The organism is Bosea sp. 685 (genome assembly GCF_031884435.1).
In the GTDB taxonomy this organism is placed as follows: Bacteria; Pseudomonadota; Alphaproteobacteria; order Rhizobiales; family Beijerinckiaceae; genus Allobosea.
Map to the genome: position 1 here is coordinate 4,925,145 of NZ_CP134779.1, position 21,117 is coordinate 4,946,261.

Genomic DNA, 21,117 nt, shown 5'->3' on the forward strand with positions numbered 1-21,117 from the left:
GCTTTGCACTCTACGATGGATCCCGGATCGCCGCTGCGCGGCGTCCAGGATGACGGTGGCGGTTCAGGAGGACATCAGAAGCGGTTTCACGAACGGGCGGATTTGACGGCGAAGCGGGCGGCGTGGCTGCCGATCTCGGAAAAATCGCTGAGGCCAGCGGGCTCCAGCGCCTTGCGGATCGCGCTCTGGTCGACCTCGCCGGAGGCGGCGACCAGGAGCGAGAGATGCGAGCCGTCGGCGGCCGAGGCCGAGACCTCGGCCAGATGCTGGGCGAGGCTCGAACGCAAACCTTCCGACCAGCGCTCGACACGCGCCGCATAGAGCACGATCTCGCGCACCGCGGCATCGGCCAGGGGCTTGGCGACGCAATAGACCGGCGTGCCGGCCGGATGGTTCGGCCGCTCGATGAAGGGCAGGCGCGCGATGATCTTGGGTGCGTCGCTGCCGATCAGGTCGCGCCACCAGATGCCGGCGCTGGCGCCCTGGTCCATGCGAAAGATACCAAGATCGCCGGCCGAGTCGGCCACCGCCTTGATGACGGCGCGCGCATCCTCATGCGTGACGAAGGGCACTGTGAAACCGAAATGGAAGCGGGCGGAATCGCGCATCGCCGCGTCGCCGCCCGAGACATCGGCATGAACGGAATAATTCGCCTGCACATAGGTGAAGGTCGCGATGATGATGCGCCAGATGCCCTCGATCGTGTCGAGCGGCAGCAAGCCCTTATGGCGCAGAGCCAGGCGCTTCATCATGTCGGCCTCACGGCCGGGGCGGAAGGCCGAGCCCGAGACTTGCGTGTTCTTGATCGCGATCAGCGTCTCGATGATCGAGGAGCGCTCCATCAACAGCGCATGCATCTCGCTGTCGATGCGATCGATCTCGGCGCGCAGATCGGCAAGGGTGGTCGGAGCGGCTTCGGTCATGATGGCTGCGCGATCGGAGGGACAGCCCTCATCCTGAGGAGCCGCTAAAGCGGCGTCTCGAAGGATGCTTCCAGCCGGCACTGGAGCATCCTTCGAGACGCAGCCTGAAGGCTGCTCCTCAGGATGAGGGCTTTAGGTTCTGCTTAGGCTCTTAGCGCCGTCGCGGGGCCTTGGCAAAGCCGCCGCGCGCATCGGCGCATTGACAGAACGCTTGCATCGCGGCATCGCTAGAGTTCGATCTTTCGAACAAGTTGACCGGCAAGACAAATCATCCTGTCAAAGCGGACGATGATGAGCGATCTCTCCCCCAGCCTTGCAGACCCGTTGAAGGAGGCCAACGAGCCTTCGAGCCTGGTCGCGCGCTTCGGCCCAGACACGCCATTGCTGATGGATTGCGGCGTCTCGCTCGACCAGTGGCAGATCGCCTACCAGACTTATGGTTCGCTGAACGCAGCCCGGTCCAACGCCATCCTGGTCTGCCACGCGCTGACCGGCGACCAGCATCTCGCCAGCCGCAACCCAATCACCGGCAAGGGTGGCTGGTGGACGGCGATGATCGGGCCGGGCAAGCCGATCGACACCGAGCGCTTCTTCGTGATCTGCTCCAATGTGATCGGTGGCTGCACTGGGACGACCGGCCCGGCCTCGACCAATGCCGCGACCGGCAAGCCCTGGGGCCTGCAATTTCCCGTCGTCACCATTCGCGACATGGTGCGCGCCCAGCGGCATCTGATCGACGCGCTCGGCATCGAGAGCCTGTTCTGCGCCGCCGGCGGCTCGATGGGCGGCATGCAGGTTCTGCAATGGGCGGCGAGCTATCCCGAGCGGGTGTTCTCGGCGCTGCCCCTGGCGACCGGCGCCAAGCATTCGGCCCAGAACATCGCCTTCCACGAGGTCGGCCGGCAGGCGGTGATGGCCGACCCCGACTGGCGCGGCGGGCGCTATCTCGAAGAGGGCACGCGCCCCGCCAAGGGCCTGTCCGTCGCCCGCATGGGCGCGCATATCACCTATCTCTCGGAGCCGGCACTGCACCGCAAATTCGGCCGCAAGCTGCAGGACCGCGAGGCGCCAACCTTCTCCTTCGACGCGGATTTTCAGGTCGAAAGTTACCTCCGCCATCAGGGCGTCAGCTTCGTCGAGCGCTTCGACGCCAATTCCTATCTCTACATGACCCGCGCCATGGATTATTTCGACCTCGCCGACGACCATGGCGGCGTGCTGGCAAAAGCCTTCGCGGGCACGAAGACCCGCTTCTGCGTCGCCTCCTTCACCTCCGACTGGCTGTTCCCGACGGCGGATTCGCGCGCGATCGTGCATGCGCTCAACGCCGCGGGCGCGTCGGTCTCCTTCGTCGAGCTCGAGAGCGACAAGGGCCATGACGCCTTCCTGCTCGAGGAGCCGAACCTCTTCGCCACGACGCGCGGCTTCATCGGCGCGGCGGCGCGGGCAAGGGGGATTTGATGGCAAGCGCCGTCCATTGTCATTCCGGGGCTTCGTGCAGCGAAGAACCCGGAACCCACGACCGGGTGAAGCCGATCGAATCAGCCTCCTATCTCGCTGAGCCCAGTCGTGGGTTCCGGGTTCGGCCCTTTGGGCCGCCCCGGAATGACAGGTGGAGGGCACTTTGACGACGACCGATCTCCACACCAACCGCATCGACCTGAAGCTCGTCGCCGAGATGGTGACGCCGGGCTCGCGCGTGCTCGATGTCGGCTGCGGCGATGGCGAATTGCTGGCGCTGCTGGCCGATAGCCGCCATGTCGATGCGCGCGGCATCGAGCTCTCGCGCGAAGGCGTGGCCGGCTGCGTCGCGCGCGGGCTCTCCGTGATCCAGGGCGACGCCGACACCGACCTCGCCGCTTATCCCGACGACAGCTTCGACTATGTGATCCTGTCCCAGACCATCCAGGCGACGCGCAATCCGCGCCTCGTACTGGAGCAGATGCTGCGGATCGGCCGGCGCGCCATCGTCTCCTTCCCGAATTTCGGGCATTGGCGGATGCGCACGCAGGTCTTCTTCATGGGCCGCATGCCGGTGACGGATTCGCTGCCCTATGCCTGGTGGGACACACCCAACATCCATTTCTGCACGATCCGCGATTTCGTGACGCTCTGCGACACGATCGGCGCGGAAAAAGAGCGCGCCGTCGCCCTCGACGCCGCCGGTGGCAAGGTCGGCGTCAGCGCGCCCTGGTGGCTCTGGAACCTGTTCGGCGCACAGGCGGTGTTTTTGCTGAAGCGGGGATAAGCTCCGATGTGGTTGCATACACCGCGGAGGACCGATGGCTTTCACCGTCTGGTACAATACACGCTGCCCGGTTTGTAACGCCGGGATCAGCCGGCAGCAGCGCCGCCTGATCGAAGCCGTCAAGGCCGGCACGATCGCGTTCCGCGACATCAACCTTGAGCCGGAAGCGCTGACGGCCCACGGCGCGACGCTCGACGATATCAGGCGACGCCTCCATGCAACCGACGACGCCGGCAGGCTGGTGGTCGGTGCCGATGTCGCCATCGAGACCTGGCGCCGCACCCCCGGCGAAGGCTGGCTCGCCAGGCTGTTCGGCAATCGACTGGCGCTGCCGCTGACACGCTTCGCCTATGACCGTTTTGCCGATCTGCTCTACGCCTGGAACCGGCGAAAGGGACATTGGTAGATCGTGATCATCCTCGGGTCGCCGCCGATGGCAAGGTCGGCATCACCGCGCCCTGGTAGCTCTGGAACCTGTTTGGCACACAGACAGTGTTTTTGCTGAAGCGCGGGTAGTCCCTTCTCCCCTCGGGGGAGAAGGTGGCACGGCGAAGCCGTGACGGATGAGGGAAGCGCCTCATTCCAAACAAGAAAAGGGCCGCTTACGCGACCCTTCCCTCATCCGTCTGCTTCGCAGACACCTTCTCCCACCCATGTCGGATGTTTCCGACATGGGCATGGACTTTGCCAAGATCGGGCAAGCCCGATCTTGGTGGGGAGAAGGCAAGCGCGCGTCAGTTCAACGCCACGCCGGCCGGCCGCTTCTCTTTCACGGCTGCGACGTCGCCCAGCATCAGGCTGGTCGGACCGACCGTGACCGGCACGGTCTCGCCGTCATGGACCTTCCCGGCCAGCAACAGCTCGGCCAACGGATCCTGCACCGACTTCTGGATCACGCGCTTCAGCGGACGCGCGCCATAGGCCGGGTCGTAGCCCTTCTCGGCCAGCCATTCGCGGGCCTGTTCGGACAGCTCCAGCACGATCTTGCGGTCGGTCAGGAGCTTGGCGAGGCGGGTCATCTGGATATCGACGATCGCGCCCATATCCGCCCGCTGCAGGCGATGGAACAGGATGATGTCGTCGATGCGGTTCAGGAATTCCGGCCGGAAGGCCTGCCTGACCACGCCCATGACTTCGTCGCGGACCGCGTCGCTATCTTCACCTTCGGGCTGGTTCACCAGATACTCCGAACCAAGGTTCGAGGTCATGATGATCAGCACGTTGCGGAAATCGACCGTGCGGCCCTGGCCGTCGGTCAGGCGCCCGTCGTCGAGCACCTGCAGCAGCACGTTGAAGACATCGGGGTGGGCCTTCTCGACCTCGTCGAACAGCACGACCTGATAAGGCCTGCGCCGCACGGCTTCCGTCAGCGCCCCGCCCTCCTCATAGCCGACATAGCCGGGAGGCGCGCCGATCAATCGGGAGACCGAGTGCTTCTCCATGTATTCGGACATGTCGAGGCGCACCATGGCGGTGTCGTCGTCGAACAGGAACGCCGCCAACGCCTTGGTCAGCTCGGTCTTGCCGACGCCGGTGGGGCCGAGGAACATGAAGGAGCCGATTGGCCGGTTGGGGTCCTGCAAGCCGGCGCGAGCACGCCGAACCGCCGTCGAGACGGCTTCGACCGCCTCGCGCTGGCCGACGACGCGCGCCGCCAGGACGTCCTCCATGCGCAGCAGCTTTTCCTTCTCGCCCTGGAGCATGCGATCGACCGGCACGCCGGTCCAGCGGCTGACGATCTGGGCGACATGGTCGGCCGTGACCGCCTCTTCCACCATGCCAGAGGTGTCGCCGATGGCCTCGATTTCGCCCAACAGCTTCTCGAGCTGCGGGATCTCGCCATAGGCAAGCTCGCCGGCACGCTGATACTCGCCCTTGCGCTGGGCCTGCGCGAGTTCGTTGCGGGCATTGTCGAGCTTCGTCTTGATCTCGGCAGCCTGGCCGAGCTTGTCCTTTTCCGCCTTCCAGCGCGCGGTGATCGTGGCCGAGCGGGTTTCCAGGTCGGCAAGCTCGGATTCAAGCCGCTTCAATCGCTCCTTCGAGCCGGCGTCGCTCTCCTTCTTAAGCGCCTCCTGCTCGATCCTGAGACGCACGATCTCACGGTCGATCGTGTCCAGCTCTTCCGGCTTGGAATCGACCTGCATGCGCAGCCGCGCCGAGGCCTCGTCCATCAGGTCGATCGCCTTGTCGGGCAGGAAACGGTCGGTGATGTAGCGGTTCGACAGCGTGACGGCCGCGACCAGCGCCGAATCCGTGATGCGGACACGGTGGTGCTGCTCGTATTTCTCCTTCAGGCCGCGCAGGATCGAGACCGTGTCCTCGACGCTGGGCTCATCGACGAAGACCGGCTGGAAACGCCGCGCCAAGGCCGCGTCCTTCTCGACATATTTGCGATACTCGTCGAGCGTGGTCGCGCCGATGCAATGCAGATCGCCGCGCGCCAAGGCGGGCTTGAGCAGGTTCGAGGCATCCATCGCTCCATCCGCCTTGCCGGCGCCGACAAGCGTGTGCATCTCGTCGATGAACAGGATGACGCCGCCATCAGCGGCCGAGACCTCGTTCAACACCGCCTTCAGCCGCTCCTCGAACTCGCCGCGATATTTCGCACCGGCGATCAGCGAGCCCATGTCGAGCGAGAGCAGTTCCTTGTCCTTGAGGCTTTCAGGGACATCGCCATTGACGATGCGCAGCGCCAGGCCCTCGGCGATGGCGGTCTTGCCGACGCCGGGCTCGCCGATCAGCACGGGGTTGTTCTTGGTCCGGCGCGACAGCACCTGGATGGTGCGGCGGATTTCCTCGTCGCGGCCGATGACCGGGTCGAGCTTGCCCTCGCGCGCCGCAGCGGTGAGGTCGCGGGCGTATTTCTTCAGCGCGTCATAGCTCTGCTCGGCCGAAGCGGAATCAGCCGTGCGCCCCTTGCGGATCGCCTCGATCGCCGTGTTGAGCCCCTGCGGATTGACGCCAGCCTTGGCGAGCGCCTTGCCGGCCTCAGAATCCTTCTCGATGGCAAGCGCCAGCAACAACCGCTCGACCGTGACGAAGCTGTCCCCCGCCTTCTCCGCCGCCTTCTCCGCCGTGTCGAAAACACGGGCCAGGCCCGGCGTCAGATGCGGGCCCGAGGCACCGCCGCCCGAGACCTTCGGCAGCTTGGCGAGCGCCGTGTCGGTAAGCTGCAAGGCAAGCTTCGCGTCGCCGCCGGCGCGCCCGATCAAGCCTGCCGCCATGCCTTCATTGTCGTCGAGTAGCGCCTTGAGCAGATGCTCCGGCGTGAATTGCTGGTGGCCCTCGCGCTGCGCAATAGTCTGCGCCGCCTGCAGAAAGCCCTTGGACCTGTCAGTGTATTTCTCGATATTCATTCGGTTTTCTCCGCCCGCCGGTTACGCCCCGTAGCGACGCTGTCCGGCTGCCTTTCCAAGGGATAGGGCTCCCTCAGGGACGCCCTTCCCGACAGAGATAGGTGTGGCATCCACGCAACGTAAGAGGGGATGAGGCGCAAAGCATTGACGGCGATCAAATCGCGAGGGCAGCTTTCACTCATGGCGGGGACAAAACGGCAGCAGGCGATTCGCAAGGCGCTGCGGGCGCTCGCGCCCGGTATCCCATTATCGGACGCCGAGGCTGTCCTGACGCTTGCCGAGCGCCGCCACATGAAGGACCTGCCGCCCGCAACCGCGCTCTGGCTCGCACTGGGCAGCCATGTCCGCCATGTCCATACCGATTACGAGCAGCTGCTCGCCGACGGCTATGAGCGCGAGGCGGCGCGCTTCTTCATCGCCGACGAGACCGACGCGGTGCTTGCGGGCTGGGGCTGCCAGCGCTCCGTGAGCGAGACCGGCGAGGCGGAGGAGGAGGCGCTCAAAGCGCATCTGCAGCGGTGATGATCGAACCGATGCAAGGATTTCATCGATCGCGCGGCCTGGATGCCGCTATCCTACGCATCCCGGCCATCCTGCGGACATAGCCCTCCATGCGCATCGCCTCGCTTTATCGCTATCCAGTCAAGGGGCTGTCGCCCGAACGCCTGCCCCGCGCCGCGCTGACCAGGGACCAGTATTTCCCAGGGGACCGCCTCTTCGCGATCGAGAACGGCCCCTCCGGCTTCGACCCGGCGGAGCCGGTCCATCAGCCGAAGATCAAGTATCTGATGCTGATGCGCAACGAGGCGCTCGCGCGACTGCGCACGCGCTATGACGACGCCAGCGGCGATCTCGTCATCGACCATGAGGGCGAGCAAGCGCTGCGCGCCAGCACGGTCACCACTAAGGGCCGCGAGCGGATCACGGCCTTCTTCGAAGCCTTCATGCCGGACGAGCTGCGCGGCACGCCGCGCTGGCTCGGCGCGCCGGAGGGCTATCGCTTCACCGATTCGCCCAAGGGCTTCGTCTCGATCATCAACCTCGCCAGCGTCGCCGATCTGGAAAGCCGCGTCGGCTCGCCCCTCGATCCCTTGCGCTTCCGTGGCAATGTCATGGTCGAGGGGCTTGCGCCCTGGGCCGAGTTCGATCTCGTCGGGCAGGAGCTCGCCACGAGCTCGGGCGCGAGGCTGCGCGTGACCAAGCGGATCGTCCGCTGCGCTGCGACCAATGTCGACCCGCAGACGGGCTTGCGCGACCAGCAGATCCCCAAGGCGCTGATGGACGCTTATGGCCATGCCGATTGTGGCGTCTATTGCGAGGTCCTCGAAGGCGGCATGCTGACGGAGGGCGAGGCGCTGAACCTTGCGCCCGCCCCGGCACAGCCGGCGCTCGGAATCGCCTGACCCGACGAAAAAGGGGCCCTCGCGGGCCCCTCATTTCTTACAGCGCAGTGAGGGTAAACCTCACTCCGTGATGTTGTCTGCGTCCGACCCGAGCGCATCCATGACCTCGCGCGGCGAGCGGCGACGGCCGCGCGGGCGCTTGGCGGTGGCCTCAGTGGCGGGAGCCTCTTCCGCATCCGCAGGCGCCTTCACGGGCGCTACAGTGACAGGCTCCTCGACAACAGCGACCGGAACCCTGACCGGCGTGGTCAGGAAGGACGGCAGTGCGCTCGAGACATCGTCAGCCGGCTCGGCTTCGACCTCGCGACGGGGACGGCGCTCGGGGCGCGGGGCGCGCTCAGGACGATCCGTGCGCTCGGGACGATCCGTGCGCTCGAACCGACGCTCGCTTTGTACCGGAGCCGCAACCACCTCAGGCTGCTCGGACGACACGACCGGGATATCGGATCGCGGCGCATCGGGACGGGGCGTATAGCCACCCTGGTTGTTCTGGCCACCCTCGGGACGGTCGAACCTGCGCTCGCCACGATCATTGCGATCGTTCCGGTCGAAGCGGCGATTGCCGTTCCGATCGTTGTTCGGGCGGTCTTGGTTCGGACGGTCATTGTTCGAGCGGTCCTGGTTCGGACGGTCCTGCTGATTGCGGGGCTGCCGATCGAAGCGCTGGCCGTTGCTCTGCTGGCCATCCCCCGAATCGCCGTCCTGACGCGGTGCGCCATTGGCGGAGTAGCCGTTGCTGGCGCCGTTGCCATTGCCGTTCATGCCGCCATTGCGGAAATCGGGCTGCTGACCACCTGGCTGGAAGGACTGACCATCGTCATCCCCCTCCTCCTCGCCTTCCTCGGAATCATCGACGAAGCCGCGATTGGGCGGGAAGCTGTGGCCGAACTGCTGCGACATCTGCTCCTGGGCCGCCAGCAGGATGCGGTAATAATGCTCCGCATGCTGAAAGTAGTTCTCGGCCGCCACCGGATCACCGGAGGATTGCGCATCGCGCGCCAGCTGCAAGTACTTCTCGGCGACGTGCTGCGCAGTGCCGCGAACCTTGACGTCCGGCCCATTCGACTCATAGCCGCGCTGCAGCGGATTGGGAGTTTTCCGATTGCCGTTGTTGTTGCTGCTATTATTGTTGTTGTTACGGCCGCGCATACGCCGGTTCTGACCTGGTCTCATTCGCGTCTGTCTCGCGCTCTGTGTTCAAAGCAACCGTTGGATCGTCATGCGCGCTCCGGTGCACAGCGGGTTGCGACGCTGCACCGGGTGGAGTTGACCTGAAGGGGCGATACGCCGTTCCTGGTCTTCACGCGCTCTTTCCAAAAGGGCCTCTCCGCCCCATGAGCCGATTGGCGTCTCGACGCCTTCGGATGTCTAATCTGGTCTGTCAGTTACGTCGATCGTCGGACGCTTCCGGAAGCTAGGCCTTGCCACTGAGGGGGCTGGCCAAGGCTCGGTTCTGACAACACCAGCTTCGGCTGCGACCTACATAGCGGTTTTCCTGCCCACCTCCAAGCAAATTCGCACGAATGCCTGTGCATATCATTCAAGCGTGAAGATCAGAGCGCGCGGATGCCCGCCGAGATCGCGCCGCGAGCCGCGATGGATCAACCCAACGGCTGCCATGATCGCGACCACATCCGCCTCCTGACCCGCGCCGATCTCGAGTACGACCGCACCTCCCGAGGCAATCCGCCGGGGCAGGCCGGCGGCGAGCGCCCGGTAGGCGACGAGCCCGTCCTCCCCGCCATCGAGCGCGCGCAACGGGTCATGCTCCCTGACGCCGACATCCAACCCGGCGATGTCTCCGGCCGGGATATAGGGCGGATTCGAGACGATGAGGTCGAAGCGTTCGCTCAAACCGGCCATCCAGTCACCCTGGCGGAAGAGCGCGCGCGCGCCGACGCCATTGCGCTCGGCATTGCCCGCAGCCGTCCCACACGCCTCTTCCGAGAGATCGACGCCGACGCCGCGCGCCGCCCTGCATTCGCTCAGCAAGGCGACCAGCAGGCAGCCCGTACCGGCGCCGAGGTCGAGAATCGAGATGGCCTGATCGCGGCGCTCCGCGAGCACGCCAAGCGCCGCCTCCACGATCGTCTCGCTGTCGGGGCGCGGCTCCAGCGTCGCCGGCGACAGGCGAAAGGGCAGGCTCCAGAACTCGCGCTCGCCGAGAATGCGCCAGACCGGCTCGCCCATCAGCCGCCGCGTCGCGAAACCATCGAGCCTGCCGAGCATCGCGACATCGAGTGGCTGGAGCGGATCGAGATCCGCGTTCTCGCCCATCGCCGCCTCGACCAGGATGCGCGCATCCATCGCCGCTGTCTCAATGCTGGCCTCGCGAAGGCGCGCGGCGAGATTTCGCCGCGCGTCGAACATGCTGAGTGCCTTACCACTGACGCCGGAGGCGTCCCGGTTTACAGGCCTTCGATTCACATGCCTTCCATGCGCTTGCGCATGCAGATCGCCATCTTCTGGCGGATGCTGGAACGGCTCTCGCGCGTGCCGCGCATCTCCATCTGGCAGAGCCGACGCGCCTGGCTCTGTGTCATGGATTTCCCCAGCGGAGCCGAGGGGCCCGCCGTGATGCGACGGAACGTGCGCTCCTGCGCCTGCACCGTGCCCGCCACTGTCAGCGTCATCATGCCCGCCAGTGCTATGCCCGAAATGAGTCTGATCATGGTCGCCTCCCGCCTTTTGTTGATTTGACACAGGATCAACGCCCAAGGGCTGCGGAGGTTTCATCGCCATGCTCAGGCGCCGTTCTCGGTGGCGAGCAACCTCGCCTGCTGCTCGGCCGTCAGCGCATCGATGATCTCGTCGAGCACGAGCCCCTGCATCATCTCGTCGAGCTTGTAGAGCGTCAGGTTGATGCGATGATCGGTGACCCGCCCTTGCGGGAAATTATAGGTACGGATGCGCTCGGAACGGTCACCGGAACCGATCTGGGAGCGCCGATCGGCGGCACGGTCGGCATCGGCGCGGCTGCGCTCGATGTCGTAGAGCTTCGCCCGCAGCAATTCATAGGCGCGGGCCTTGTTCTTGTGCTGGGAGCGCTCGTCCTGGACCACGACCGCGATGCCGCTGGGCAGATGGGTCAGGCGGACAGCCGATTCCGTCTTGTTGACGTGCTGGCCGCCGGCGCCGCCGGCCCGCATCGTGTCGATGCGGATTTCGTCGTCCTTCAAGACGATGTCGACTTCGCCCGCGAGCGGCAGCATCGCCACCGTCGCCGCCGAAGTGTGGATGCGCCCGCTCGTCTCGGTATCGGGCACACGCTGGACACGGTGCACGCCGGATTCGTATTTCAACTTCGCATAGACACCCTTGCCCGCGATCTCGGCGATGACCTCCTTGAAGCCCCCGACCGTGCCCTCGCTTTCCGACATGATGTCGACGCTCCAGCCCTTCTGGGCGGCATAGCGCTGATACATGCGCAAGAGATCGCCAGCGAAGAGCGAGGCCTCGTCGCCGCCCGTGCCAGCCCGGATTTCGAGGATGACGCCACGCTCGTCGGCAGCATCCTTGGGCAAAAGCGCGATCAGGATCTCGCGGGCGCGGGTCTCGATCTCGCTGCGCGCCGCGTCGCGCTCCTCATAGGCCAGATCCCGGAACTCGGAATCGATGGCGGGATCCTCGATCAGCGCCTGCGCCTCGTCCAGCGTCGTGAGCGCCTGCCGCCAGGCAGCAATGGCGGCCACCACAGGATCGAGCTCGGAAAGCTCCTTGGCGAGCTCAACGGTCCGCACCGCGTCGGTCGCGCTGTTGATCTCGGCCATGGCAGTGGCATGGCGCGCCACAATGGCATCGAGGCGATCTTGCGGAAGCTGAAGGGACATTAGGGAACTCGGACAGATGACATCGTGTGGGTTCGGGCGGCGCAGAACGCGTCGCTAGACCGGAACCTTGAATTCGGCCGCGAGCGCCGCCAGTTGCGGCCGCAGGCTGGCGACTCCGTCCGGCGAGGCCAGCATCCAGTCGAGCCGCTCGCGCAGCCTCTCGACGTCGAGCGCGCGCAGCATGGCCTTGACCGGGCCGATCGAGGCCGCCGACATCGAGAAGGCGCGGTAGCCGAGGCCGATCAGTGCCATCGTCTCCAGGGGCTTGCCGCCCATCTCGCCGCAGACCGTGACCGGGCATTTCGCCTCGGAAGCCGCCTCGACGATGCTGCGCAACGCCCGCAAGGCGCTCACGCTCAGCGGATCGAAACGGTCGGCGACGCGCTTGTTCTCTCGGTCGGCCGCGAACAGGAACTGCATCAGGTCATTGGTGCCGATCGAGAGGAAATCGGCCTCCCGCGCGATCTCCGCCAGCTCGAAGAGCAGCGAGGGCACCTCGACCATGACACCGAGCTGGAGGCTGAGCGGCGGCGCATGGCCTTGCTTGGCCAGCATCGCCTGCTCGCGCCGGACAATCATGCGGGCGCGCTGGAACTCGTCGACGGTCGCGATCATCGGCAGCATGATCTTCATGTCGCGGCCAGCGCCGGCGCGCAGCAGCGCGCGCAGCTGCGCGCGCAGAAGCCGCGGCTTGTCCAGACCGATGCGGATGGCGCGCCAGCCCAGGGCCGGGTTCTCCTCCTCGACGCGCTCCATATAGGGCAGCACCTTGTCGCCGCCGATATCGAGCGTGCGGAAGGTCACGGGCCTGCCTTGCGCCTGGTCCAGCACGGCATTGTAGAGGGCCTGCTGCTCGCTGGTCGTCGGCATGTGCTCGGCGACCATGAATTGCAGTTCGGTGCGGAACAGGCCGATGCCCGAGGCCGCAGTCGCCTCGATATTGGGCATGTCGACGAGGAGCCCGGCATTGATCTGGAGCAGGATCGGGACGCCGTCCTTGGTGACGGCGGGCATGCTCTTGAGCTTGCGGTACTGCTCCTGCTTGCGGGCGCGCAAGCGCGCCTTGTCCTTATAGGCGTTCTCGACGTCGGGCTGCGGCCGGATCTGGACCTCGCCGGCCTGGCCGTCGACGATGACGGCGTCGCCCGCCTGGACGAGCGCGGTCGCGTTGACGATCTCGCCGACGGCCGGGATGCCGAGCGCGCGCGCCACGATGGCGATATGGCTGGTGGGGCCGCCCTCCTCCAGCACCAGGCCGCGCAGATTGGCGCGATCATAGTCGAGCAGCGCCGCAGGGCCCATCGAGCGTGCGATCAGGATGGCGTTCTCGGGCAGCTCCTCGCGGGCGACGCCGTTGGCCTTGCCCATCAGCGTGCGCAGCAGGCGGTTGGCGAGATCGTCGAGATCGTGCAAGCGCTCGCGCAGATAAGGGTCGGTCTGGCGCAGCATCTTCGCGCGCGTGTCGGACTGGACGCGCTCGACGGCGGCCTCCGCCGTCAGGCCGGTCATCACGACCTCGCGCATGCGCCTGAGCCAGCCCTGGTCATGAGCGAACATGCGGAAGGTCTCGAGCACCTCCCTGTGCTCGCCGGTATGGGCGACGTCGCCGCGCTCGAGCAATTCATCGATCGAGGTGCGCATCTCGGCGATCGCGGCTTCGAGCCGCTTGACCTCGCTCGCCGGATTCTCGGCGATCAGGTTGGTGATGGCGACGCGCGGCTCGTGCAGCACGGCATGGCCAAGACCGACGCCATCGGCAAGCGAGACACCGATGCCATGGATCGGGCGGTCGAGGCCGATCGAGGCGCCGGGCGGCGCCAGCGATTTCAAGCCGCCGGCCGCGATCATCTCCGCCATGATCATGGCGGTGGTCTGCAGCGATTCGATCTCCTCCTCGCTGTAGAGCCGCGTCGCGCGGTTCTGGATGACGAGGACGCCCATGACCGCGCCGCCGCGCAGGATCGGCACGCCGAGGAAGGAGCGGTAGATCTCCTCGCCCGTCTCGGGGCGGTAGGAGAAGGCCGGGTGGTTTTGCGCGTCCGACAGCGCCAGCGGCTCGGCCTCGCGCGCGATCAGGCCAACGAGGCCCTCGCCGGCGCGCATCAAGGTGAGATGGACCGCCTCGCGGTTGAGGCCCTCGGTGGCGTAGAGTTCGAGCGAGCCGTCCTCACGCAGGACATAGACCGAGCAAACCTCGGCGACGAGATTGCCTGCGATCAGGACGACGAGCCGGTCCAGCCGCTCCTGCGGGCTGATCGACGCTGCCATCACCTCGCGGAGGCGGCGCAGCAGAACGCCTGGTCCTCCGAGAGCGCCTCGCATCAATCCCAGCCCTCCGCCCGCCTCCTCAGCCATTGCGGCCGATGTCCATCGCAGACCTGACACCTGTCGTGGCCGAGTCGCAAGCGAACCTCGGTTCCAGCCGCTTCTAGCGAGGCAAGGGCCTGTTCGGCAAGGGCCGTGCGCCGTGGCAGGGCCTTATCTTCGGCAAATCGTCAGTTCCGTGGCAAGAGCAGGATGCGAAAAAGTGGGAACCGGTTTTTCGCATTAATCCAGCTCTCACTCTTGGATGAGAGACGGATTCAGATTTCAGACGGGATCACTCTGTGATCCCGTCTGAAATCATCCGGCTCTAGGCCGGTCCAGGCGCGGCGCCGTCGCGCGCCGGCGTGGCGGCGACGGCGGGTTTCACCGAAGCCCCGCCTTTCGGCTTCGGCACCGGCGGGGCCGCTTCCCCCTTCCCTCGGCTCTTCACATCGGGCTGGGGAGCCGGCTTCACGAGCTGTAGTCTGGGCGCGGCTTTTTTCGACGCGCTGCGCTTCGGCCCGGATTTCGGAGCGTTGTCCTGGACGGGTGCCTCGATACCCGAGAGCGCATCGAGATAGCACTGCGTCCACCAGCCAATATCGGTCGCGTCGATGATCTCGTAGAGGCGCTCGAACCGGCGAATGCGCTCGGATTTGGGCATGGCGAGCGCGGTGCGGATCGCCTCGGCGACCTCATGGGTGTCGTAGGGGTTGACGATCAGCGCCTCGCCCATCTGCTGCGCCGCGCCGGCGAAGCGCGACAGCACAAGCACACCGGGATCGGCGGGATCCTGCGCTGCGATATATTCCTTGGCGACGAGATTCATGCCGTCACGCATCGGCGTCACCAGCCCGACCTGGGCACGCCGGTAGAACCCCGCCAGCGCATTGCGCGAATAGGCCTTCTTGACCACGCGGATCGGCGTCCAGTCGAACTCGCCGAGTGCGGCGTTGAGGCGGCCCGCGGTTTCGTCCGACTGACGGTCGAGCTCGGCATATTCGGGCACGTCGGTACGCGAGGGCGGCGCGATCTGCAGCATGCCGACCCGGCCACGATGCTCGGGATGGCTGCGCAGGAATTGTCCGAACGCCTCCAGACGCTGGACGATGCCCTTGGAATAGTCGAGCCGATCGACGCCGATGACGAGCTTGCGGGCGCCCAGCGATTCCCTGGTGGCCTTGATCGGACGCGTCGCCGCCCGCTCTGAGGCCGCGGCGAGCTTGCGGAAGGCCTCGACATCGATGCCGATCGGGAAGGCCTGCACTGTGGTTTCGCGGCGGCCCATCCTGACCTTGCCGCCTTCTACCCTCGCGCCGCAGAGCGAGACCAGGCCGCTGATCAGATTGCGGACATCGACCTGCGTCTGCACGCCGACGAGATCATAGGCGCCCAGCGTGCTGATCAGCGTGGCGCTGAAGGGCAGCGCGCCGAAAACCTCCGCCGGAGGCCAGGGAATGTGATGGAAGTAGCCGATCCGGTTGGTCACGCCGCGCCGGCGCAGTTCGGCGGCCAGCGGGATCAGGTGATAATCGTGGATCCAGATCAGATCATCGGGCTTCAGCAGCGGGATGAGCGCCTTGGCGAAGCGGCGGTTGACCGCGAGATAGCCGGCATAATCCGTGCGTGAGAACTCCGTCAGGCCGAGCCGGTAGTGCATGTTGGGCCAGAGCGCCCGGTTCGAGAAACCGAGATAATAGGACTGGCGCTCGCTCTCGCTGAGATCCGTGACCGCATAGGTCACCTTGCCGCGCTGGACCGTGCGGACAGCCTGGCCACCGGCGGCGTCATTGACCTCGCCGCTCCAGCCGAACCAGAGCCCGCCCCGTTTCTCCAGCGCCTCGCGCAGCGCCACCGCTAATCCCCCTGCCGCCGCTTTTTCGTGACGATCCGGAATGGTGACGCGATTCGAGACGATGACGAGACGCATGGCGCGACAGCTCTCCTTTTGAATTGCGACCGGTCGCCAGAATTTCGACACCGGCGGCAGGAACAGAACGCGGCTGAGCACGTAATGTTTCCAGGGCCTCCGTCTTCGCCGATGGCGAAGCGGTGGCAACGTCACGTCGAGATCGTGACGGCAACGCGAAGCTGGACAATAAATGTGGCGAGTTCACGAACCGAGTCACGATCCGCGGGGCATGCCAGCGCTTCGGTATAAGGAACGCTCAAGCTGAAGGGCCGTGTTTTCGCCCGACTCATGGCTCAGACAGACAAAGATGATGACACTGACCGAAACTGAATTGCTTCACGATATCCGCGACATCGCTCCCGCGGATTCCGAGATCGCTCTGTTTCTCGACTTCGACGGTACGCTTGTCGAAATCGCACCCGTGCCCGACGCCGTGCAGCTCGACCGACAGGTCGCTCCGGCGCTGGAATCCTTGCGCGCCTTGCTCGGCGGGGCGCTGGCGCTCGTCTCCGGCAGGCCCGTCAGCTTTCTCGACGAGGTTCTCGCGCCCTATCGATTCGATGCCGCAGGGCTGCATGGCGCGCAAATTCGGGTCGATGGCGAAATCCGCTCGCAGTCCGCGGTGCCCGACGCGATGCGCGAGGCGACACGCGATCTGGTGCGCTTCGCCAACAGCCATGTCGGCATCATCGTTGAGGACAAGCATATTTCCATCGCCGTGCACTGGCGGCTTGCGCCCACGCTGAAGGACGAAGCACTGGATCTGATCCGCACGATTGCCGCCCGTATGGGGCCGGCGGTCCGCCTCCAGGAAGGCAAATCGGTAGCCGAGCTGGTTCCCGCCGGCGCCAGCAAGGGTGGCGCCATCGTGGAACTGATGCAGACCGCGCCCTATGCCGGGCGCAGGCCCGTCTTCATCGGCGACGACATCACCGACGAGGCCGGTTTCAAGGCCGTGAACGCATTGGGCGGGCTCTCGATCCGGATCGGCGACGGCGAGACCTGCGCCGCGCACCGCATTGCCTCGCCGACCGCCCTGCGCACGATCCTTCTCACCGCGGCCGAACACGGCCGTCTGACCGCTTCCAGCTTCTCATAAGGTTATCGATGACAGTTTCGACGACGATCGCGGGACGGAACTCCGTCTCGCTCGACCTCGGCGTGATCGGCAATTGCTCGATCGCCGCGCTGATCGACCGGCGCGCCCGCATCGTCTGGGGCTGCTTCCCGCGCTTCGACCGCGACCCGGTGTTCTGCGCGCTGATCGACAACCAGCCGGATGATGACGGAGCGATGCCGAAGAAAGGCGTCTTCGCGATCGAGCTCGTCGGAATGACGCGCTGCGAGCAAAATTATCTCGACAACACCGCGATCCTGTCCTCCGTCCTGTCTGACGATCAGGGCAACGCCATCGAGATCCTCGATTTCGCGCCGCGTTTCGTGCGCTTTGAGCGCTTCTTCCGGCCACCGCAGCTGGTGCGGCGGGTCAGGCGAATCTCGGGCCGGCCGCGCATCCGCGTCGTGCTGAAGCCCTGTCTGGGCCTCGGCGAGGAGCCCGACGAGATCACGCGCGGCTCCAACCATGTCCGCTTCGTCGGCGCCGACCAGACCATCCGCCTGACCACCGACGCGCCGGTCTCCTATGTCGTCGACAGCATTCCCTTCGCGGTCGACCGGCCGTTCTCCTTCTTCATCGGCTCGGACGAGGCGCTGCGCGCCGAGATCGAGACGACCTCGCGCGAATTCCTGGACAAGACCACCGATTACTGGCGCGACTGGGTGCGCTCGCTTTCGATCCCGTTCGATTGGCAAAAAGAGGTGATCCGTGCCGCGATCACGCTGAAGCTCTGCTCCTTCGAGGAGAGCGGCGCGATCGTCGCCGCGCTCACCACCTCGATCCCCGAGGCGCCCGGCACGCAGCGCAACTGGGACTATCGCTTCTGCTGGCTGCGCGACGCCTATTTCGTCGTCCATGCGCTCAACCGCCTGGGCACGACGCGGACGATGGAGGATTATCTCGGCTTCATCACCAATATCGTCGACACCTTCACCGAAAGCGGGGCCGAGCATCTGCCGCCGCTCTACCCGATCACGCGCAGCGGCACGCTGGACGAGTTCGAGGCGCCCAATCTCTCGGGCTACCGCGGCCACCAGCCGGTGCGCTTCGGCAATGGCGCGGCGACGCAGATCCAGAACGACGGCTACGGCGCGGTCGTGCTCGCGGCGACACATTCCTTCTTCGACCAGCGCCTGATCCAGCCCGGCAAGGACACGCTCTTCGCTCAGCTCGAGCGCATGGGCGAGCTCGCCATCACCTATTTCGACAAGCCCGATGCCGGCCCCTGGGAGCTGCGCGAAAGGCAGGTGGTGCACTCCTTCTCCAGCGTGATGTGCTGGGCAGCCTGCGACCGGCTCGCCCGCATCGCCGGCACGCTCGGCCGGGCCGACCGCAAGGAGTATTGGAGAACCGAGGCCAAGCGCTTGAAGGGCATCATCGGCGAACGGATCTGGAACGAGGAGAAGGGCCATTTCGTCTCGACCTTCGACGGAACGGAGCTCGACGCGACGCTCTTGCTCTTCGCCGAGCTCGGCTTCGTCAAGGCCGACGATCCGCGCTATATCGCGACCGTTGAGGCGATCGGCCGTGATCTCACGCGCGGCGACCTGCTGCTGCGCTATGCGACGCAGGACGATTTCGGCTTCATGCACACCGGCTTCCTGATCTGCGCCTTCTGGTATGTCGATGCGCTCTACGCCATCGGCCGGGTCGACGAGGCCAAGGAGCTGTTCGGCCGCATCCTGAAGCGGCGCAACAGCTTTGGCCTGCTCTCGGAGGACGCCGACCTCGCCACGGGTGAGCTCTGGGGCAATTTCCCGCAGACCTATTCGATGGTCGGGCTGATCAACTCGGCGATGCGGCTCAGCCGGAACTGGGAAGAGGCGTTCTGAGGAGCGCACTCTTCTGTATAGCGCGCCCCGTCATGCTCGGGCTTGTCCCGAGCATCCACGTCTTGAACACAGCCCATGATCAGCGAAGACGTGGATGGTCGGGACAAGCCCGACCATAACGGCAATGGCGCGGGCTCACTCCATCCTGGCCGCGGTCCGCATCACCGCCAGCGCCAGGACCTGCGCGGCCGGCACGATGCTTTCGACCTCCAGGAACTCATCGGGCGTATGGGCCAGGCCGCCGATCGGACCGACGCTGCACAGGGTCGGGCAGCCCTGCGCGGCGGTGAAGCCCGAATCGGCGCAGCCGCCGGTGAACTCGGCGGCGACGCTGATGCCGAAACCCGCCGCCGCATCGCGATAGGCCTCGAACAGCACAGCCGATTCGGACGAACGCTCCAGCGGCACGAACTCGCCCTTGATGGCCAGGGCTCCGGTCGCACCGGGCACCACCGGCGTCTCGACGATGGTTTTGATCGCGCCGACCAACTCGTCGCGCTGGGCAGCCGTGACATAGCGCAGGTCGATCTCGCACCAGGCATGGGGCGCGATGGTGTTGACGGTCTGGCCGCCGCCGATCAATCCGACATTGACGGTGACGCCGCGCTCCAGATCGGTGAGGCCCTGAAGCCTGGGGATCTTGTGACCGAGATCGACGATGGCCGAGATGCCCTTGTCGTAATTCGCGCCGGAATGGGCGGCCTTGCCGGTGAATTCGGCGCGCATGAAGACGCCGCCTTTGCGACCCGAGGTGATCGACTGCTTCTGATCGCGGCTGAATTCGGTGCCGGCAGGCAGGCGGCTCGGCTCGGCGTTGAAGACGCAGCGCGCCTCGCGGGCGGCGGCCTCGATGATCGGCCGCGAGGATGGCGAGGCGATCTCCTCGTCGCTCGTCGTCAGCATCATGAGCGGCGCGGAGAGCCCGCCGCATTCGGCGAAGGCGGCCGCCACGAAAGCCTCGATGACAAGGCCAGCCTTCATATCGGCGACGCCTGGCCCATAGGCCCGGCCGCCCTTGATGGTGAAGGGCCGGCGTGTCGGCTCGCCTTGCGGGAAGACGGTATCGCGATGGCCGAGCAGCAGCACCGGGCGCTGGTCATTGGCCGAAGGATTGGGCAGGCGCGCCTTGACGGCGTCGCCATAGCGGGCATCCGGCACGATCTCGACGACGAGCCCGTTCGCCTCATGGAAGCGCGCCAGCACCTGCCCTGCCCGGTCGACGCCGGCCTTGTCGTAGGAGCCTGAATCGGTGTCGACCATCTCGCGCAACAGCGCGACCATCGCCTCCTTGCGGCTGGCGAGCCAGGCCGTGACCTTCGCTTCCTCAGGCGTCAAATCGCTCATCGCGCATACTCACATTCGTTCCAGGCGGGACAATGTTGCGAACTTAATCAACGGCGACGCGCAACGATAGAACGAGCTTCGCGACGCGGCGGCGATGTCGGCGTTCGAGGAGGAGGCAGTTTGCGCGATCAAACGCCAAGGCCTCAGCGCCGGGCTTCCATCGCCATGCGCAGGGCAAAACCGGCAAGCACAGTGCCCATCAGCCAGCGCTGCACCAAGGACCAGAACGGCCGGGTCCGCAGGAACAGCGCGATGCTGCCGGCGGCAAGGGTGATCAGCGTGTTCACGCTGAGGCTGACCGCAATCTGGATGAAGCCGAGCATGATCGACTGCGCCAGCACGCTGCCGGCGGCGGGATCGATGAATTGCGGCAGCAGCGCCAGATAGAACACCGCGATCTTGGGATTGAGCAGGCTGGTCAGGAAGCCCATCGCGAAGAGCTTGCGCGGGCCGTCGGGCGCGAGTTCGCGCACATGAAAGGGCGAGCGGCCACCGGGCTTCAGCGACTGCCAGGCGAGATAGAGAAGGTAAGCGACGCCCGCGAGCCGAAGCGCATCATAGGCGAACGGCACCGCCAGGACGAAGGCAGTGATGCCGAAAGCGGCACAGAACACATAAAACAGAAAGCCGAGCGCGATGCCGCCAAGCGAGATCAGGCCCGCGCCGGGTCCCTGCGAGATCGAACGGGAAATCAGGTAGATCATGTTCGGGCCGGGCGTCAGCACCATGCCGAAGGCCAGGAGCACGAAAGCAAGCAGGTTGTGAATCTCGGGCATGAAACCGCTCCAGCAATGGCGCGCACCATGCCCGCATCCAGCTAGCCCCGACAATCGCCCGGCGACGCGCCC

17 protein-coding genes are annotated in these 21,117 nt (G+C 65.8%); 7 read left to right on the plus strand and 10 right to left on the minus strand.

Annotated features, from left to right (window positions below; all coding sequences use genetic code 11):
- Positions 1-86 precede the first annotated feature (86 nt).
- Positions 87-923, minus strand: a complete 837-nt coding sequence (locus tag RMR04_RS24230) for a chorismate mutase (protein WP_311911036.1) — start codon at positions 921-923, stop codon at positions 87-89.
- A gap of 291 nt (positions 924-1,214) precedes the next feature.
- Between RMR04_RS24230 and RMR04_RS24235 the strand changes: the two genes are divergently transcribed.
- From RMR04_RS24235 to RMR04_RS24245, 3 genes are all read left to right on the plus strand, one after another.
- A complete protein-coding gene (locus tag RMR04_RS24235; protein WP_311911037.1) occupies positions 1,215-2,384 on the plus strand; it encodes a homoserine O-acetyltransferase MetX in 1,170 nt (389 codons plus the stop codon).
- 217 nt (positions 2,385-2,601) lie between these two features.
- Positions 2,602-3,171: a methionine biosynthesis protein MetW gene (metW, locus tag RMR04_RS24240; protein ID WP_311915927.1), complete on the plus strand. Its 570-nt coding sequence runs from the start codon at positions 2,602-2,604 to the stop codon at positions 3,169-3,171.
- A gap of 34 nt (positions 3,172-3,205) precedes the next feature.
- Positions 3,206-3,577: a thiol-disulfide oxidoreductase DCC family protein gene (locus tag RMR04_RS24245; RefSeq protein ID WP_311911038.1), complete on the plus strand. Its 372-nt coding sequence runs from the start codon at positions 3,206-3,208 to the stop codon at positions 3,575-3,577.
- A gap of 328 nt (positions 3,578-3,905) precedes the next feature.
- Here RMR04_RS24245 and clpB read toward each other — a convergent pair whose 3' ends face one another.
- A complete protein-coding gene (gene clpB / locus RMR04_RS24250) occupies positions 3,906-6,527 on the minus strand; it encodes an ATP-dependent chaperone ClpB (protein WP_311911039.1) in 2,622 nt (873 codons plus the stop codon).
- A 180-nt stretch (positions 6,528-6,707) separates the two neighbouring features.
- On the opposite strand from clpB, the gene RMR04_RS24255 reads away from it, so the two are divergent.
- Together RMR04_RS24255 and RMR04_RS24260 are read left to right on the plus strand one after the other, a co-directional pair.
- Positions 6,708-7,049 (plus strand): DUF2293 domain-containing protein, encoded by a 342-nt coding sequence (locus tag RMR04_RS24255; protein WP_311911040.1) that lies wholly within the window; start codon positions 6,708-6,710, stop codon positions 7,047-7,049.
- A gap of 89 nt (positions 7,050-7,138) precedes the next feature.
- On the plus strand, positions 7,139-7,930 hold the full coding sequence (locus RMR04_RS24260) for an MOSC domain-containing protein (protein WP_311911041.1): 792 nt from the start codon (positions 7,139-7,141) through the stop codon (positions 7,928-7,930).
- Positions 7,931-7,990: 60 nt separating this feature from the next.
- Here RMR04_RS24260 and RMR04_RS24265 read toward each other — a convergent pair whose 3' ends face one another.
- From RMR04_RS24265 to otsA, 6 genes are all read right to left on the minus strand, one after another.
- Positions 7,991-9,079, minus strand: coding sequence for a DUF4167 domain-containing protein (locus RMR04_RS24265; protein WP_311911042.1), 1,089 nt, complete (start codon positions 9,077-9,079; stop codon positions 7,991-7,993).
- A gap of 387 nt (positions 9,080-9,466) precedes the next feature.
- Positions 9,467-10,237, minus strand: coding sequence for a peptide chain release factor N(5)-glutamine methyltransferase (gene prmC, locus RMR04_RS24270; protein ID WP_311911043.1), 771 nt, complete (start codon positions 10,235-10,237; stop codon positions 9,467-9,469).
- A gap of 116 nt (positions 10,238-10,353) precedes the next feature.
- Positions 10,354-10,602, minus strand: a complete 249-nt coding sequence (locus tag RMR04_RS24275; RefSeq protein ID WP_311911044.1) for a hypothetical protein — start codon at positions 10,600-10,602, stop codon at positions 10,354-10,356.
- Between the two features lie 72 nt (positions 10,603-10,674).
- Positions 10,675-11,760 carry a peptide chain release factor 1 gene (prfA, locus tag RMR04_RS24280; RefSeq protein WP_311911045.1) on the minus strand — a complete coding sequence of 362 codons (1,086 nt, stop codon included), beginning with the start codon at positions 11,758-11,760 and terminating at the stop codon, positions 10,675-10,677.
- Between the two features lie 54 nt (positions 11,761-11,814).
- Positions 11,815-14,082 (minus strand): phosphoenolpyruvate--protein phosphotransferase, encoded by a 2,268-nt coding sequence (gene ptsP, locus RMR04_RS24285; protein WP_311911046.1) that lies wholly within the window; start codon positions 14,080-14,082, stop codon positions 11,815-11,817.
- 310 nt (positions 14,083-14,392) lie between these two features.
- Complete coding sequence (otsA, locus tag RMR04_RS24290) at positions 14,393-15,994, minus strand: alpha,alpha-trehalose-phosphate synthase (UDP-forming) (protein ID WP_311911047.1); 1,602 nt, start codon at positions 15,992-15,994, stop codon at positions 14,393-14,395.
- 292 nt (positions 15,995-16,286) lie between these two features.
- On the opposite strand from otsA, the gene otsB reads away from it, so the two are divergent.
- Positions 16,287-17,075, plus strand: coding sequence for a trehalose-phosphatase (gene otsB / locus RMR04_RS24295; RefSeq protein WP_311911048.1), 789 nt, complete (start codon positions 16,287-16,289; stop codon positions 17,073-17,075).
- 8 nt (positions 17,076-17,083) lie between these two features.
- Positions 17,084-18,925: a glycoside hydrolase family 15 protein gene (locus tag RMR04_RS24300; protein ID WP_311911049.1), complete on the plus strand. Its 1,842-nt coding sequence runs from the start codon at positions 17,084-17,086 to the stop codon at positions 18,923-18,925.
- Positions 18,926-19,060: 135 nt separating this feature from the next.
- On the opposite strand, the gene RMR04_RS24305 is transcribed toward RMR04_RS24300, so the two are convergent.
- Together RMR04_RS24305 and RMR04_RS24310 are read right to left on the minus strand one after the other, a co-directional pair.
- Complete coding sequence (locus RMR04_RS24305; RefSeq protein WP_311911050.1) at positions 19,061-20,269, minus strand: M20 family metallopeptidase; 1,209 nt, start codon at positions 20,267-20,269, stop codon at positions 19,061-19,063.
- A 143-nt stretch (positions 20,270-20,412) separates the two neighbouring features.
- Positions 20,413-21,045: a LysE family translocator gene (locus RMR04_RS24310; protein WP_311911051.1), complete on the minus strand. Its 633-nt coding sequence runs from the start codon at positions 21,043-21,045 to the stop codon at positions 20,413-20,415.
- Positions 21,046-21,117 lie beyond the last annotated feature (72 nt).

Bases quoted from the DNA above. Each gene is read 5' to 3' on its own strand.
- RMR04_RS24255 (WP_311911040.1), top strand. From the start codon at position 6,708: ATGGCGGGGACAAAACGGCAGCAGGCGATTCGCAAGGCGCTGCGGGCG.
- RMR04_RS24230 (WP_311911036.1), bottom strand. From the start codon at position 923: ATGACCGAAGCCGCTCCGACCACCCTTGCCGATCTGCGCGCCGAGATC.
- prfA (WP_311911045.1), bottom strand. From the start codon at position 11,760: ATGTCCCTTCAGCTTCCGCAAGATCGCCTCGATGCCATTGTGGCGCGC.
- prmC (WP_311911043.1), bottom strand. From the start codon at position 10,237: ATGGATGCGCGCATCCTGGTCGAGGCGGCGATGGGCGAGAACGCGGAT.
- clpB (WP_311911039.1), bottom strand. From the start codon at position 6,527: ATGAATATCGAGAAATACACTGACAGGTCCAAGGGCTTTCTGCAGGCG.
- otsB (WP_311911048.1), top strand. From the start codon at position 16,287: ATGACACTGACCGAAACTGAATTGCTTCACGATATCCGCGACATCGCT.
- RMR04_RS24275 (WP_311911044.1), bottom strand. From the start codon at position 10,602: ATGATCAGACTCATTTCGGGCATAGCACTGGCGGGCATGATGACGCTG.
- RMR04_RS24260 (WP_311911041.1), top strand. From the start codon at position 7,139: ATGCGCATCGCCTCGCTTTATCGCTATCCAGTCAAGGGGCTGTCGCCC.
- otsA (WP_311911047.1), bottom strand. From the start codon at position 15,994: ATGCGTCTCGTCATCGTCTCGAATCGCGTCACCATTCCGGATCGTCAC.
- RMR04_RS24245 (WP_311911038.1), top strand. From the start codon at position 3,206: ATGGCTTTCACCGTCTGGTACAATACACGCTGCCCGGTTTGTAACGCC.
- RMR04_RS24265 (WP_311911042.1), bottom strand. From the start codon at position 9,079: ATGCGCGGCCGTAACAACAACAATAATAGCAGCAACAACAACGGCAAT.
- ptsP (WP_311911046.1), bottom strand. From the start codon at position 14,082: ATGCGAGGCGCTCTCGGAGGACCAGGCGTTCTGCTGCGCCGCCTCCGC.
- RMR04_RS24305 (WP_311911050.1), bottom strand. From the start codon at position 20,269: ATGAGCGATTTGACGCCTGAGGAAGCGAAGGTCACGGCCTGGCTCGCC.
- RMR04_RS24235 (WP_311911037.1), top strand. From the start codon at position 1,215: ATGAGCGATCTCTCCCCCAGCCTTGCAGACCCGTTGAAGGAGGCCAAC.
- RMR04_RS24300 (WP_311911049.1), top strand. From the start codon at position 17,084: ATGACAGTTTCGACGACGATCGCGGGACGGAACTCCGTCTCGCTCGAC.
- RMR04_RS24310 (WP_311911051.1), bottom strand. From the start codon at position 21,045: ATGCCCGAGATTCACAACCTGCTTGCTTTCGTGCTCCTGGCCTTCGGC.
- metW (WP_311915927.1), top strand. From the start codon at position 2,602: ATGGTGACGCCGGGCTCGCGCGTGCTCGATGTCGGCTGCGGCGATGGC.